Below are 14,627 nucleotides of genomic sequence, written 5' to 3' on the forward strand. Positions count from 1 at the left end.
CGGTATAGCTCACCCGCGCCGTAAACTTCATCAGCCCTTTGGTCGATTCGCCCACTATGATCGGATTATGGATCACGCTCTTACCTCCTGTACGGTCACATAAACACTGATTGCCGCCGCAGGCTTGGTCTGACACTGGAATGTCAGCGTATTCTCCGCCTGTCCTGTGCATTGAATACCCGCCGCGTTATATGCAGCCATACTCGCTGCGGCGGGCATTGGAAGAATCAACTGCGCACTTTCATTTGCCGATATGCCGGAAACCGTTACGTTTTGTGTATATGGAGCCGCGCTTCCACTCCAACCTGCTGCCGGAAGGGAAACAAGCGCCGCCTTGGGCTTTCCCGCTTCCACATCAGCCTTTCTCGCCGCGTCGCCGTCATTTACCGGCGCGGGCAGATTGGTCACAGCGTTTCCGCCCATATCGACCGCGCCCGTCAGCGTACCGCCCGCGAGCTTGAGATACCTTGCGTCCGCTTCCTCCTCCGTCATGCCGCCCGAGCCGCCGGAAGAGGATTCTTCGGTAAACTCAATCACATAGGGGCCATCTCCAAGGCTTTCCTCCATGTCAAGCTCACCGCCGCCGGAAACCGTGACCGCATCCGCGCCCAGCGCAGCGGGAAGCTGTTCCGGCTCTACCTTTCCGTCCGCCCCCAGCGTCGCCACGCCGCCCGGCGCTCCCTTCTGGCTGTTCGGGATGAAGTCGCCGCCCACAATCGCCTCCGCGTCCTCCGCAGCCTGTTCCGCGCGCGCCGCCGCTGCCTCCGCCGCTTTCTGGCTTGTTTCTGCGCTGTCCGCATGTTCCATCGCCGCGTCCGCTTTCTGTCCGGCGGTCGTGGCCGAAGCGGCGGACTGCTGCGCGTAGTGCTTCGCGTTGTTCACGTCCTCGCCCTCGCGCGTCCCTGTCCCGCCTACCGCCCAGCTTTCGGAAAGCGTCGCATTCGCTCCAGCCCCGCTTGCGCTCGAGGCTGCTGCTGATGCGGACTGCTGCGCCTGATCCCGATAGGCTCCCGCGTTCGTCTCGCTCGCCGCGGCATTTGCGGCCGCTTTCTCCGCAGCCGTTTTATAGCTTTCCAGCGTTGCCATAACCGTGCTTTCCAGCATTTCCAGCGTCACGCTTCCGGCCTTAATCGCCGCCGTCACCGTATCGCCGGAAACCGAAAAATCAATCGTCGGGGAATCCGTAAACTCCGTCGGCGTGAGAAACGCCGATAGGTCCGCGCGCTGCTCCGTCCCGTCGTCCAGCACCAGCACAAACTCCTGCCCATCCAGATAGCAGGATACCGGTATCTTTTCGAGCATGGTGTCAATGGTCGTCGTCGTTCCGTCGTCCGTCTTTATTGTGAATACGCCGGTTCCCGCGTCAAGCGTGATCGTCTTTACCAGCTTGTCCGTCGTGGTCTTGTCCGCTTTCAGGTCCAGCTTGCCGTCTATTTCCTCTGTCGTATCGCACAGGTCGATCAGGGCTTTCAGCGAGGCAAGCATCGCCTGCACGCTCACGCCCGTTACCCCTGTTATGGCCTCCACGCCGACGTTTCCCGCGCCGCCCGTGCCTGTCAGGTCGTCGATCACGCCGTTGAGCGCGGGCTTTATCTGGTTCGTGTTGGAATCAAACGCGGCCTTGAGCGCGGAGGCGGTCATCTGCGGCCGGTCGTCCAGGCTGGATACCGGCTGCGTCCAATCCGTCAGTTTTCGTTCTGTCAGTCCCATGCTTCACCTCACCGAAGTTCCGATTGTGTATCGCTTGATCAGGCCGAATACGCCGAACGCCTCATCCAGCCCCTCGTTGCGCACGATCAATTGCAGCGTCTTGTACTTTTTCACCTTGGAGTTAAACGGCACCACCTGCGGGGAATCGTTCGTCAGGAAGGAAAAACGGCTGAAATCAATGTCCCAGAAGTCGAAAATATCCATCAGGCTTTCCCGTATCTTCCGTCCGAAATCCCTGTCCGTGCGGGCGTACACGATCACGCTCGACCGCGTATAGGGCTTGAGCATCACGCCGGAGCCGCGCTTGACCATGGTCTTGTAGGTCATGAAATCCCCGTCGTCGTCGGCCTTGGTGTGCCATTCCGCAACGATCGCCCGTCCTCCCACGATGCGCCCGTCCTCGTCCTTCGTCCCGCCGTCCGAATATGCCTGCATCCCGTCAATATCCGTGTTGAGCCTGCATATCTTTCCGTCCGCAGTTCCGAAATACAGCGCCCCGTGGTATTCCAGAAAGGCCACCGCCGGAAGGTTGTCCCAGTAGTAGCACTCATACACATAATCGCCGTAGGACTGCGGCTTATAGGAAAGGTTCTGGTTTCCGTCCAGTATGTAGCACTTCCCGTTCACGCAAAGCACATAGTACCCGTTCCACGCCACCGAAACGGCGTTTTCCAGATTTGCCTCCTTGGTCAGCTGCGCGTCCACATAGAACGATCGGTTGCGCACCGCCTGCATCGCGGTCAGGTTGTTCGTTGTCAGGGAAAACACGCCCGACCTCGACAGGAACAGCGGGTCGTCCAGCAGGTAGGCAAAGCCCTGCTTTGCCACCGCCCCCGCGCCGGTCGCGCCCCGCCGCACCGGAAACTGCACGCTCTTGTCTGTGATCGTGTAGCCGCGGAAGTATATCGTTGTGTCGGAGCGGTTGTCCGCCTTAAAAACCGCCTGGGAATCGGATATGCTGCAATACCCCATGATCGGCGCGCCGTCCGCGCCTATGGTCGCGTAGGAGAGGTCGGAAAAGTACGTCGGGTCGTTCGATTCACAGTGCCAGTCCGTGTCCGGCTGGTCTGGGTTTCCGGCAAGGAACACCCTGTCCTGCGACTTGCCGCCGTAAATCGCGGCGATCGTGCATTTTGTGATCTTGTCCACGTACCCGTCCACCGCCTTGGAGAACGTGATGGTCACGTTGTCCGCCCCCGTCACGGCCGGCCTGGGCGGCGCTTCGGTAAAGGTCACCTGCCCCTTTGCCTTGTCCAGGCTGTATTTGGAGGATGCCCAAACCTCGTCGTTCACCTTGACCTCTGTGATGCTGTCAATATCGGTCGTGTCGAGTTGGTAGGTCTTTGTGCTCCCGTCGCCGGAAAACTCGTTTTTCCGCTTGGGCGAAAGCAGGTTCACGTCCTCGAACGCGGTCCCGCCGCCGGTGGGCTTGTTGGCGATCGTCGTTGTCGGCACATATGCCTCGTCCGTGACGTTTTTCACGGTTTTCCCATCAAAAACAAGGTACTCCGCGCCCGTCAGGACATATATTTTGTTGTTCATCGAAAACGCCGTCCCCCTGGCGTTTTTCAGTCCGGTTTTCAATTGCGTGATCGAGTTGTCCGTCCACTGGTACAGCTTTGTACCGCCGTGTACGAGGAAATATTCCTTCCCCTTGATCGTCCCCCTGTACAGGCCGTTTACCGGCGCTTCGCATTCCTGCAGCCTGCGCCAGCCCTTGCGCTTTTCTGGGAAGCCGCCGCTGTCGGAGATCAGGTTTACCGTGCCGGCCGCGCCGCGCTTGTCGTCGATCTGCGTCGGGTTGGAGGAAAAGTCCACGCCCTTGAAACGCGAATACTCGGTCTTGTATTTCTTCGGGGAATCCGGTATGGAATACGCCGCCATTTACACCCACCCCAAAACCGACGTAAAGCCGCCGCCGGAGGCCGTCTGGCTGCTCCGCGCGTTCAGCATCGCCTTTACGTTCTCGTACTCGTTCAAATACTGCACCGCCATGGATATGTCGTCTTCCTTGAAAATCTGGCTTGCGATATACAGCGGCACCGCCCGCTGCGCCTCCTCGGAGAGCGAGAACGTCGTCTCGCCCGGCGTATCCTCGTCAATGTCCTCCGGCAGCGCCTCGTACCAGATCACCAGCGTTCCGGTGTAGCTCCCCGGCACATACAGCAGGTCGTCCCCGTCGAACTGGTAGTCGTTGATGCGCCGGAATGTGTTGCTTTTCCCCATCACCGTCAGCCGGTCGGGGCACAGGCGCATAAAATCCGGAGCCAGCTCCCGCACGCGGAACAGCCGGTATCCGTCCGCCCGCTCGGGAAGCTCCTGCTCCACGCTGCGGTAGATCGGCATGACCTCGGCCAGATCGATCATCGCAAAGCGCGCCGCCTTTGGCATGGCCTTTACATAGTCGGCCACGTCCGCGGAATCGAGCGCCACCTCAACGCCGTAATTCGTGCGGGAAAACACCTTGTCCAGCGCCGCCTTTTGTATTTCTTCCCATGTCATGCGCATCCCTCCTTAGAAGAAAAGGGCGGGAAGCCCCGCCCCCTCCCTGTCAAAGCTCGGTTCCGCTGGACAGCGAATCGCCCACCAGCGCGATCGAGCGCCAGTTGTTGAAGCCCGCGCCGAAGCGCGCGCGGCCCGACCATGTGTTCGCGTCCGTGTTCTCGTCGATCGCGCTCTTGACCGTCAGCTTCACGCGGTCCAGCCACGGCAGACACATGTAATCCTGATTGAACTTGCTGTCCATCAGCAGGAAATACTCCTTGCCGCTTACCGTCTTGGGCAGATAGTTCCAAACCAGCACGTTCCACAGCCCCACCTGGAAATTGAACGCATTGTTCGAGGTGTTGGGGTCCAGGTCGGAGCCTACCGCCTCGAAGATTTTCCGCTTGAGCGCGCCGCTGTTCGGGATGATGATGGTGTCCGGCGCAACGGTCAGCAGGTTTCCGTTGTCGTCGCGGAAGTCCTGCATCCTCTCCTGCGCGCTGTCCAGCACCTCGGTAAACTTGTCCGACGCCGCCGTATACTTGAACAGGTTGGACTGCGCGCCCTTCGCGCCCTGCGTTTTGGAGGGATGGTCGGTTGCAAACAGCGCCTTGCCGTCCGCGGAGGTGGTGTCGTATTTCCTGCCGCCGATGGTCACGGCCGTCCCCATGCCGCCGATCAGCATGTCGGCCGCGAACTTCTCGCGCGTGCGGTTGTAGCTCGTGCCGAAGATGTTCGCGCGGGACTTGATCTTGCCGAGCTTCGCGTCCTCGATCATCTCCTGCGTCACCTCAAAGCGGCTTTTCCAGGTCGTCGGCTCGATCACCTTGGAATAGCCCTCCTGGATCGAGGTGATGGGGTACGCGCCGTTCTCGCCCACATCCTCAAAGTCGCCCATCGAGGTTTCGGAGGTGTACTTCTCCGCGTAGTTGGTCGTGGTGTCCATGTAGAAGATCTTGTCGATCATGGACTGCTTCTCGAACGCCTCCACATTATGCTCGATCATCGCCTTGATCGGCGCCTGGGACTTGCCGAATACCGAATCATTCAGGCCGGTCCCCTCTGCAAAAATAATGCCTGCCATTGTTTCTATCACTCCTTTTCTCAGCCTGCCGCCGCGGGCGGCTCCACAAATACGCCGCGCACGGTCGATGCCGTCGCCGCGCCGTCGGTCTCCAGAATCTTAAATACACCGCTCGTGGTCGTCGCGGTCACGGTCTGTGCGTCCGCGGCGAGCGTCACCGCCGAGCCGATCACCGTCTCGGCCACCGTCGCGGTCGAGGTCGTCTCGAAAACCGTGTTTTCCGTCACCCCGATCGCCGGGCAGGTCCCGTCCGCACGCGGCGGCCCCATCACAATATGGGTCGGCTTTACGCTCGCCCCGCACTTTGCCAATACGCCGGCGGTCAGCACCGCCGCCGTACCCAGCCCGAGCGCGCCTTCTCCGGTCGGGCAGGCCGGATATACGAACGGCTCCACGTCCGTCACGCGCCGATATGCTACTTTGAACATGCAAATTCTCCTTTACTTGTGTTTTTTGTAGTCCTCAATGATCTGCTGCTTTGTCCAGTTCGGGAAAAACCTGCGGTAGCTTTCCATCGTTTCCTCCGGCACCACAATGTCCTCCCCGCTTCCCGCGCCCTTTGTGGCGTTCAGGTGGTTTTTCCCGTTCACCGCGTTGAGCGCCTGCTGCTTTGCGGCCGCCGCCTTTTTGCCGGTCAGCTGGTCGTAGTTGGCCAGCTTGAACGCATCGATCAGGGAATACCCCTGCCGTACCCTTGCGTCAAAGTCCGCAAAGTTCGGGTGCTTCACCAGCGTCGCCATGTCCGTCACGGACGGGTCGAGCTTTGCGATCTCCGCAAGTTGCGCCTCCAGCGCGCGCTGCCCCTCCTGCTGCTGCATCCGCGCGGTCATCTGCCGCGCCTGCTGCACCGCCGGATTGTTCTCGATCATGCGGTTGAGCAGGTTTGCGTCCAGCCCCGCCTGCTGCAGCTGCTGGTCGCGCTGCTCCGCCTCGAACCGCTGCAAGTAGTCGTTGTACTCCGCCTCGGTCGAGAACGGCCGGTTCGTGTAGGGGTTGATCTGGCCGGAAAGCATGCGCTGTACGAGCGCGTCCTTTTCGGCCTGCATGCGCTGTGCGGCCTGCGCTTCCGCCCTGCGGCGCGCGGCGGCAAACGCCGCGTTCTCTTCGGGTGTCTGTCCGGCCGGCGCAGGTTCGGCGTTCGGAATTTCCTCCGTCCCCTGCCCGTTTTCGCCTTGTCCGGCCGTATCGGGCGCAGGTTCGGCGCGTTCCTGCTCGTTTTCGCCTGCCGGAGTGGTATCCACTGCTTCGGTTCCCGTCAAAATTTCTTCCATAACTGATTCCTTTCCGGATTTTTACGCTGTTCCCTGCGAATTTTGGGCATAACAAAGCCACCCTTTCGGGTGGCCGTGTTTATTTGCCCTTGCTTGCTCTCAGGTCGCCGCCGGTCTTGACGGTCGGCTTCTTGCCGCCTTTCTCCTGCGCGTACGGCGCTTTGACGTACATGCTGCCAGTGTTCTTAATCTTGCCGGCATATCCCTTTGCGTTCTTCATTTACCCCACCTCCTTTACGATGGTCTTATATTTCGGACACTGCGGGTTCTTGCATACGAGTACGAGCTTCCCGTCCACAGTTTCCGCGCGGGTATCGATCTTACATACTGGGCAAACCATTCGCCACCCCTCCCATCGTCTGATTTTGAAGCTGCTGCATCGCCATCTGCTGCATCTGTATCTGCTGCTGTTCCTGCAAGCGCCCCTGTACCTGCTGCTTGGCCTCGGTCGCCAGCGGGTAGTGCAGGTTCTCCATAATGGTCCAGAACAGAAGCAGCGTCTGGTATTCCGCAGGGTTCCCGAACGCGCCCTTTTCGAGGTTCATCCGCGCCTCCTGCCACAGCGCCTCGCGGTTGCCCGCCAGCGGCGCGGTCTGGTCCACGCTGAACAGGAACTCGTCGTTCCAGTACGGCTCCCCTGCGTCGTCGAACGCGAGAAAGTCCATCTTGTCGAAGGTGCTGTACGCCGTGCTCCCGTCCGACTGCTGCCGCACGATCGGCCGCGGCTCGTCCGAATACGCCAGCAGGAATTTGAACATCACCTCGAACAGGTCCGCATATGCCGCGTTCTTCATCACCTTGCGGCTTTCGAGGCGGCCCGCGGTTTGCGCGGCGGCGAACTCCTTTGCCGTGCCGCTCGTCGCGGTCGCGTCCCTGCGCCCCTGGAATGAATCGGTTATGCCGATCAGGTTGCGCATCGCCTGATAGGTCGCCTCCTCGTAGGCCATGTCCTTGGAAATATCCGGCTGCACCGTCAGCACGTCGATCATGTTTTTCTGCGCAGGGTCTTTCAGCTCGATCACCTTGAGCTGTTCGTCCGTCCGCCTGATCTGCAGCCCCTTCGGCAGCGTCACATAGGAGCCGCCGCCGAGCAGCTTCTGCTCGATCGAGCTGTCCAGCTTGTTCAGCAGCATCTGCTGGTCGCGTATCATGTCCACGTCGGACGACCCCAAAAGCTGCCCGAAAACGCTCACGTTGCGCCGCAGCACGACCGGATACACGTCGGGCTTGTAGTAGGGTATCATCTCGTTCTCTTCCCGCACCGTCTCGTGCGGCACGCCGTACTCGTCCACGCGCACGTCCACGACCGTCTTTGCCACCGGTATCCCGTTCCCGTCCGTGCGCGGGAACGCCCGTTCGACGCTCTCCTCCCCCTTTGTACCCTTGCAGTAGGCGCAGGTGTCGCCCTGCATGACCTCGCCGCACTTGGCGCACCGCCTGACCCTGCGCGCCTGATAGTCGTCCATGTATTCCAGCAGAATATCGTTGCACCACGCCACACGGCCGACGCCGCCCTCTCGGTTCCTGAAATACCCGATGTTCTCTGTCACCAGATCGTCCACGGCCGGCTCCTCAAAGCCGCGCGCGTCCGGCTCCTCCTCGCTTTCCGCGCTCACATCCCTGCCGTATTTGGCCTTGATGTAGTCCTTGGTCTGCGCAAGCTGGATGAAAAAATAGTCCATCTCGGGGATGCTGTATACGCCCGGCTGCGGGATGAACTGCTTGGGATGCAGCAGGGTAACGGAAAGCGCGCCCCGCGTCGTGTGCGTGCGCGCCTCGTTGTCCCATTCCACCAGGAACAGGTCGCCGCCGTGCGTCGGGGTCGTGCGCTCGTCCTGGTCGTTGAGCCGCTCGAACGGCAGGCGGTCCAGCTCGTTCCGGAGGTAGTCCTCGATGGTCTTGGCAAGCCCCTCGTCCTCCCTGTTCCGCGCCGTCACCTTGGGCGTGGGGATGTCGCTGGACACCTCGGCCTCGATGATCTCAGCCACCACGTTGCGCGCGATGTTCGCGTCCTGCGGCTTGCCCTCCGCCTTGCTCCCGCGCGGCCGGTCAATCTGGTGCGTGCCGCGGTAGAGCGCCTCCCGCTCGTCCATCCGGCCCAGCTCGGCCGCGTACTGCCGCCGCGCCTTTTGCAGCCGCTCCTGCCATTTCTGTAATATCGCTTCGTCCTTCTTCAAAACGGATCGCCCCATTTCTGTATCAGATACGCCTGTCCATCCTCGTCGGCGTTCCAGTAGTCCTCGTACATGTCCTCCGTCCACTCTGCCCGCACGCCCCTTGGCTTGTCCGCAGCAGTGCTTTGCTGTGTCCGCGCGTAATACGCAATCGCCAGCGCCATCACGCAGTCGTCGTGCGCGCCCTCCTCGGCCTCCGCGCGCCCTTTTTCGTTTCGCACAAAGGTCAGCATCTCGCCCAGCGTGTCCGCGTCGTGCAGCAGCTCCACGCTCTCGCGCACGATCTCCACCAGCCCCGCGATGATCACCGGCCGCGTGACGCTGGTGGTCTTGAACCCGTAGCGCTCCATCGGCCGGCGGGTGTAGCTGTCCTCCGCCGTGCGCACATACTGCCGTGGATACCGCAGCCTTTGCAGCTCCTTGATCGGATAGCTGCTGAAATTCGCCTCCACCGCCACCAGCGCGTCGTTGTAGTACCTGCCGAGACAGTATAGCTGCTTCGCGTACAGGTCCTCGTCGAACTGCTGCCGCAGCGTGCAGACCTGCCGCCCCGTGGTGTTGTCCAGCACCTGGCCGGCGAACCAGTCCGAGCCCTCGCCCGCGGTGTCCCCGCCGATCACATACGGCACGCCCGCGCGCCTGTCCTCGTAGATGGAGATATACCCGTCCTCCGCCTCGACCCAGCGTATCGTGCCGTCCTGTATGCGCACCTCGTTGTATACTGGGTCGTAAAACGTATCATAGGCAAAATACCCGCGCTTCTCCGCCGGCCGCAGCTCTCTCAAACGCCGGTTGACCGCCCGCGCGTCGAATATCGTCCGCCCGATCACGCCCCACTGCCCCAGACAGTATACCTCGTAGTAGTAGGGGTCGGTCGTTTTGTAGCCCTCCAGCGTCCGCTTGTAGTCCTCGTCCAGAAAAGCGTTGTCCCTGTAGGTCGTCTTGAGCGTCACCGCCCGCCCGTCCTTCCGGTCAAAGAACCGCCGCTTGAGCCAGTGCAGGATGTTGACGGGGTTAAAGGAAAGCGTGATCTGCCCATGTATCCCCCTGCCGCGTAAGCGTATATCGAGCTGGTTGAAGTCCGCCTCCTCGATCTCGCTTGCCTCCTCGATCCATATATCGGTCAGCTCGCCCTTGGCGAACGTCACGGACTTGATCTTCTCGGGGTCGTCCAGCCCTTTGAAAATGCACTCGTTCCCCGTCGCCCTGCACACGATCCGCAGGTCGGTCACATCGAACAGCCCATACAGCCCCCAGCGTGTAATCACCTGCCGCAGCAGCGCGTAAGTTGAGGTGCGGTTGGTGTCGCCCACCTTGCGCACCACAAGGATATTGCACAGCGGCTTGCTCATCATGCGCACGATCAGCCGCTGTGCCGCGAACACGCTCTTGCCCGACCCCGCGCCGCCGTACAGCACGATATAGCGGTGCTGCTCGTCGTCCAGCAGCGGAAGATACACCGTGTTGAACGCCCGCTTTGGTATATTCACCTGCAAGCGTACCACCTCCCAATGGAATAAAACCCGTGTTTTGCAGTATCCGCGCGCCTGACCGCCGCGCCCTTCGGTATTTCCCCACGAAAAGCCCATACCCCGCGCACGTCTCGGCAACATTTCTGCAAGTGCGCTCTAGCCCGCATGCAAAACCACTGCCTCTCTCATTCGTCCGTGATCTGCACATTGATCACCGCATCGTGCCTGATCTCCTGCTTTTCGGTATAGCCGAACCCGTTTTGCAGCACAAACTGCGCGCCGCGCGTTTTGTCGCGGTCATAGAGCGCCTGTATGTTTGCCTCCTCGATGCGCGACCGCGCGCGCGTGATAATGTCCACACAATCTATCAGCGGCGTCTTATCCGCCGCCGACCCGTCGATGTACCGCTGCAGCGCCGTGCGGCTGTTGAAACCCAGATGCAGCGCCAGCCCGCCCACACTGGGCATCCTGCCAGCCGCCTCGGTCTCCGCAAAATATTCCTCTACCTTTTCCCGCATCTCGTCCGCCCCGTACCGGTTGGACTGCCCGCGCCTTTTCGCCATAACACCACCCCCCAATCTGCGCAAAACAAAACCGCCACCCGTCAGGATAGCGGCTTTCTATTGTCTTGTCTTTTTCCTTCGTATAAATCAAAAAACCATCCATTTAATGCTATAGAAACACGATCAATATTTCGTTCTATGCAGCGTATTCCGTTTGTTTCATATCGTGTGAAACAAATCTTTTCCAGACTCCTTGCAAATTGCCTTGATCCTGTTCCAACCCTTTTTAGCTCCCTGTGATAATACTGACACACTTCTAATATCTTATGTACTGGAAAATATATTTCTTCATATATTCTTTTTCTCTGTTTTTCTGCGAAAAAGAAAAATTCTATATCAGCATAAGCGCATCCAAGCTCCCATTCGTCATGTAATGCTACAATCTGGATAGTATCATATATTTCACTGTACGATAATTCATGTAGATTATTCGGTATAGATTGAATTACTATAATAGCATTTCTGGTTTCATGTATAAAATTTTCCAAAGTATTTTTCTTATGAATTTTATATGAAGATATGGAAATAAGGAGTGCGAAACAACTACCACCCAAAACGCTAAGAGACAGATTGACAAAGAATGACCCCCATAGAAAATCCACATATAATATATTTAATAATATAGCACTACATACTGATATCACTGTAGCAAAAGCTGAAATCCAAATCGCACATTTTTGTTCTTTCATCTCTGTTTCCTTTCTATGGTGTAACTATAAATATAATACCATATGCTATAACACTCATGCCACAATTTTATGATAAATAAGCGCATCAAGCGCATCCACAATACACCCAACAAACTAAGTTACCAGAGATATCGCAGCCCTGCCCTGCTTCGGCGTTTACGCTAAATTTCGCCCTGCGTGCTGTGCAGGTGCAGGCAGTTCAAGCCAGACTTTTATATCCCGCTGCTGGCACGCGGTATCGAGCGTTCCGCAGCTCGATATGATTTGCCCCGCCGCCCTCATGCAGGCTTAGGGACGTATCCCCGCGTCCCCTACGTCAGTACCCCGCATGGAACGCAGAGCTTCGGGGATCGCAGGGCGGTGCTTGTAATTCTGTCTTGTGCGGGCACAAGGCGTATAAGTCAGCACCGGATTGCTTGTTCTGCCCGAATGACCCGTCGGGCGCGGGAAAAACTATGGCTCCCCCTCTGCCTCATGCAGCTTTGGGGGCATATCCCGCCCAGCACCGGCCGGACGAGAAAGTAGAAAGGAGGAAAACATGAATTTCAGGCTTTTGAGTTTCAGCCCTTCGGGGCTTTGCTCAATATCATTGTACTACATTTATTTCGTCTTTTTCGTCAACTTCACTTTTCCGTAAAAATGCGTTATGTTTGCGCCTCGGATATTGCTCGTCCGTTTCACCCATACTAAACGCCACCTGTTGCCAAGACAGCCCATTCACATACCGCAAAGATAGAATCATCCGCATCTGCGCATCATCTACGCTTGCTATGTATCGATTCAGCCGGTTATATTCTATTACCGACTGACGCACCTTGAGATTAATCAAGTCCCTCTGTTCGGCGATCAGGATACCCAAGTCACCGATTTTATCATGTACGCCCGACACATGCGGCAGTCCGGTGATCTTTGCCGTACAGTCTGCCGCTGCCGCCTCAAGCTCTGACAGCTTCCGTTTATCTTCCTCTATTTCCCTGTTCAGCCAATACAGTTGCGACAGTTCCTTTTTGGTCAATCTCTTCTCCCCTCCACTCGTCATATTTTCTTCTGCGCGCGAGCATTTCAAGCATTTCAGGTGAGTAGTCAGTCACTTTGTTCTTGTTCCCACGCTTTCTTTGCTTCCTCCTGCGGCCGCACACCTGCAATTTCAATGCGCACAATCCGTTTGCTCATATCCGCGCTATCTCCGTCTACATAAAGCAGATTTCCGTCTGGGTCGGCTAAGGTTGCAGTAAAATAACCGTCCTCAACATCATGGAAACGAAAATCACAGTCGTTTTCTACATATTGTTCAATTTCTTCCTGCATATCTTCTTCGAGAAAATCATCATTCAGAAAATCCGAACCACGACAATTGCCACCGACTTCAAATGCAATGTGTCCCGTATATTCCCCATCCATAAACGTCACACGCACTGTATGGATGTTTCTCCCCTGCACTGGATTATAATTTTTAAGATTATTCATGCTGTCCGCCCTCCCCGTCGTGGATGAAGCCGATGATTTCACAGTAATGCGCACTTTCTACACTTTTTCTGTGCCAACTATATTTCATTTGAAACACCGCCTGTTCTTCACTCCACCCTACTGTATAAATCATATTCTCGTGTGGGTCATACAGCTTGTCCCCCTCAAAAATCTTCACGCCGTTCCTGTCGGTTAGTCCGGTATACTGACAAACTGTGGAGGGGGCAACCTCAAGGCAATTTACAGTAGAAAAAAGAGACGCGCCCTTCTTGTAAAGCGCAGCACTCTTAGATGGTAAAATCGCTCGCCCTCCATCTGCAAACGAAATCAAGCTCCCTTCCACCCATTCTCTATTATCCAGCCGCCTTGCTTTGAAAAGGATCTCTCTCATTGTTTGTCCTCCATATCCAAAAACTTCTGGCACATCGCCGCGACCTGTATCGCCTCGCAGGCGGCGTTTATAGCATATTGCCATAGCCATTTTATCTCGTCTTTTGCTGCCTGGTCATTGTCTTTAATGAATACCCACGCCTCAGTAAGTGTCGACGCAGCCATCTCCGCCTCTGTTTCTAATTCTTCTACTTCTTCTTTGAGTACCGCCCAGCCCTCATGCGCCGAGTGGAACGGCGGAAACTTCTCGTTCGCCGCCGCCAGCTCGACCTTGACCAGCTCGCGCACCTGGTTTTCTACTGCGTTCATTCTGCACCTGCCTTTTTCGCTTCTTCTAATTCATCAAATAATTCGAAGAGGTCGTACATCGCAACGCTGGTCGGTGAGCCTTGCGCGCGCAGCGCTTTCAAATCTTCTCGTAAAAATTCAATATCAGCTTCTATTTCTTTTATAGCTCTCATTCCGTACCTCCGATGATCTCGTCCAGCTTGACAGATTCGCCGGGGCGGAGAGATGGAAACAAAGCAGTATCAAGCGTTGCAATAACAAATTTGGTGTTCAATACCTTAATTTGCGGGTCACATTCATTGAGGTTGTCTGCCTCTGGGTACAGTACCTTGATCGCTTTCGCCCTCTCCACCTCCTGCTCCGTCCAGCGGGGCTTGTGGATGATGCGGTCGGGGTTGTTAATGATGTAGCACAGTTCTCCGCCAGTGACCGAACCACCTTTAGCATTTATTATTTCTCCGTCTGTACCGACAAAATAAACCTTGCATTCGTCAAATGGAAAATCGTTGAACTTGAAATTTTCATTGACTTCAACCCCCAGCACATCGCAAATTCTCGGCTTGTCCATGTTGGTTTCCTCCTTTTTAACCTGGTCGATTTCGACAACTTTATCATCCTCCACGACCTCATAGCCCATCAGGCGGGCGGCTTCGTAAGGGTTGGCTCTTACGTATTCATGACACGGCTTCTTCGTCCCTGCGTATTGCTGCACGAGTTCCCGAAGCTCGCAATAGTCGCAATCTTTTTTGCTATCGCAAAACTGCTCTAATGCCTCATCAATGGTAAGTACGACTTCCCCCGTCTTACTCCGAAACTTCATGGTCGGCCTCCTCAAATTTTACTGTACCGCATTTAGGGCAGATATACAGATTTTTGTGCGCCTCTACTGTGTATAAATTGCTCATCATGTCAAACAGGACGAAGTTTTTATATTGTTCAAATGGCTTGTCTTGCTCGTATCCACAGATGCACTTCATTTCAACATCCTCCATTCATCCGCACATCGCGTGGCCGACACCAAGAACAACCACGGAT

17 protein-coding genes are annotated in these 14,627 nt (G+C 56.9%); all 17 read right to left on the reverse strand.

Translation table 11 applies throughout. The annotated features are described in order from the left end of the window. Positions 1-72: 72 nt before the first annotated feature. Positions 73-1,710 carry a hypothetical protein gene (locus tag H8S45_RS14845; protein WP_186950407.1) on the reverse strand — a complete coding sequence of 546 codons (1,638 nt, stop codon included), beginning with the start codon at positions 1,708-1,710 and terminating at the stop codon, positions 73-75. Between the two features lie 3 nt (positions 1,711-1,713). Next, positions 1,714-3,594: a hypothetical protein gene (locus H8S45_RS14850; protein WP_186950409.1), complete on the reverse strand. Its 1,881-nt coding sequence runs from the start codon at positions 3,592-3,594 to the stop codon at positions 1,714-1,716. Beyond that, the gene (locus H8S45_RS14855; RefSeq protein WP_186950411.1) at positions 3,595-4,212 is read right to left on the reverse strand and encodes a hypothetical protein; all 618 of its coding nucleotides are present in this window, start codon (positions 4,210-4,212) and stop codon (positions 3,595-3,597) included. 49 nt (positions 4,213-4,261) lie between these two features. Further along, the gene (locus tag H8S45_RS14860) at positions 4,262-5,278 is read right to left on the reverse strand and encodes a phage major capsid protein (RefSeq protein WP_186950412.1); all 1,017 of its coding nucleotides are present in this window, start codon (positions 5,276-5,278) and stop codon (positions 4,262-4,264) included. 20 nt (positions 5,279-5,298) lie between these two features. Then, a complete protein-coding gene (locus H8S45_RS14865; protein WP_186950414.1) occupies positions 5,299-5,706 on the reverse strand; it encodes a hypothetical protein in 408 nt (135 codons plus the stop codon). Between the two features lie 12 nt (positions 5,707-5,718). Next, positions 5,719-6,549 carry a hypothetical protein gene (locus H8S45_RS14870; RefSeq protein ID WP_186950416.1) on the reverse strand — a complete coding sequence of 277 codons (831 nt, stop codon included), beginning with the start codon at positions 6,547-6,549 and terminating at the stop codon, positions 5,719-5,721. 79 nt (positions 6,550-6,628) lie between these two features. Further along, entirely contained in the window at positions 6,629-6,769 is a 141-nt protein-coding gene (locus H8S45_RS14875) for a hypothetical protein (protein WP_186950418.1), read from the reverse strand. Between the two features lie 100 nt (positions 6,770-6,869). Then, complete coding sequence (locus H8S45_RS14880) at positions 6,870-8,726, reverse strand: hypothetical protein (protein WP_186950419.1); 1,857 nt, start codon at positions 8,724-8,726, stop codon at positions 6,870-6,872. Then, the gene (locus tag H8S45_RS14885; protein WP_330603222.1) at positions 8,723-10,213 is read right to left on the reverse strand and encodes a PBSX family phage terminase large subunit; all 1,491 of its coding nucleotides are present in this window, start codon (positions 10,211-10,213) and stop codon (positions 8,723-8,725) included. Before H8S45_RS14885 ends, H8S45_RS14880 begins: the two co-directional genes overlap by 4 nt. 167 nt (positions 10,214-10,380) lie before the next feature. Next, the gene (locus H8S45_RS14890) at positions 10,381-10,758 is read right to left on the reverse strand and encodes a terminase small subunit (RefSeq protein ID WP_186950423.1); all 378 of its coding nucleotides are present in this window, start codon (positions 10,756-10,758) and stop codon (positions 10,381-10,383) included. Positions 10,759-10,799: 41 nt separating this feature from the next. Then, positions 10,800-11,447: a hypothetical protein gene (locus H8S45_RS14895; RefSeq protein ID WP_186950425.1), complete on the reverse strand. Its 648-nt coding sequence runs from the start codon at positions 11,445-11,447 to the stop codon at positions 10,800-10,802. Positions 11,448-12,033: 586 nt separating this feature from the next. Further along, positions 12,034-12,462 (reverse strand): hypothetical protein, encoded by a 429-nt coding sequence (locus H8S45_RS14900; protein WP_186950427.1) that lies wholly within the window; start codon positions 12,460-12,462, stop codon positions 12,034-12,036. A gap of 68 nt (positions 12,463-12,530) precedes the next feature. After that, a complete protein-coding gene (locus tag H8S45_RS14905; protein ID WP_186950429.1) occupies positions 12,531-12,914 on the reverse strand; it encodes a DUF5406 family protein in 384 nt (127 codons plus the stop codon). Beyond that, positions 12,907-13,305: a YopX family protein gene (locus H8S45_RS14910; RefSeq protein WP_186950431.1), complete on the reverse strand. Its 399-nt coding sequence runs from the start codon at positions 13,303-13,305 to the stop codon at positions 12,907-12,909. The genes H8S45_RS14905 and H8S45_RS14910 overlap by 8 nt, the downstream gene beginning before the upstream one ends. Next, positions 13,302-13,613, reverse strand: coding sequence for a hypothetical protein (locus tag H8S45_RS14915; protein ID WP_186950433.1), 312 nt, complete (start codon positions 13,611-13,613; stop codon positions 13,302-13,304). The genes H8S45_RS14910 and H8S45_RS14915 overlap by 4 nt, the downstream gene beginning before the upstream one ends. Next, positions 13,610-13,765 carry a hypothetical protein gene (locus tag H8S45_RS14920; protein WP_186950435.1) on the reverse strand — a complete coding sequence of 52 codons (156 nt, stop codon included), beginning with the start codon at positions 13,763-13,765 and terminating at the stop codon, positions 13,610-13,612. The genes H8S45_RS14915 and H8S45_RS14920 overlap by 4 nt, the downstream gene beginning before the upstream one ends. Next, complete coding sequence (locus H8S45_RS14925) at positions 13,762-14,412, reverse strand: hypothetical protein (RefSeq protein WP_186950436.1); 651 nt, start codon at positions 14,410-14,412, stop codon at positions 13,762-13,764. Before H8S45_RS14925 ends, H8S45_RS14920 begins: the two co-directional genes overlap by 4 nt. Positions 14,413-14,627 lie beyond the last annotated feature (215 nt).

The organism is Agathobaculum faecis, from assembly GCF_014287995.1.
Lineage (GTDB): Bacteria > Bacillota > Clostridia > Oscillospirales > Butyricicoccaceae > Agathobaculum > Agathobaculum ammoniilyticum.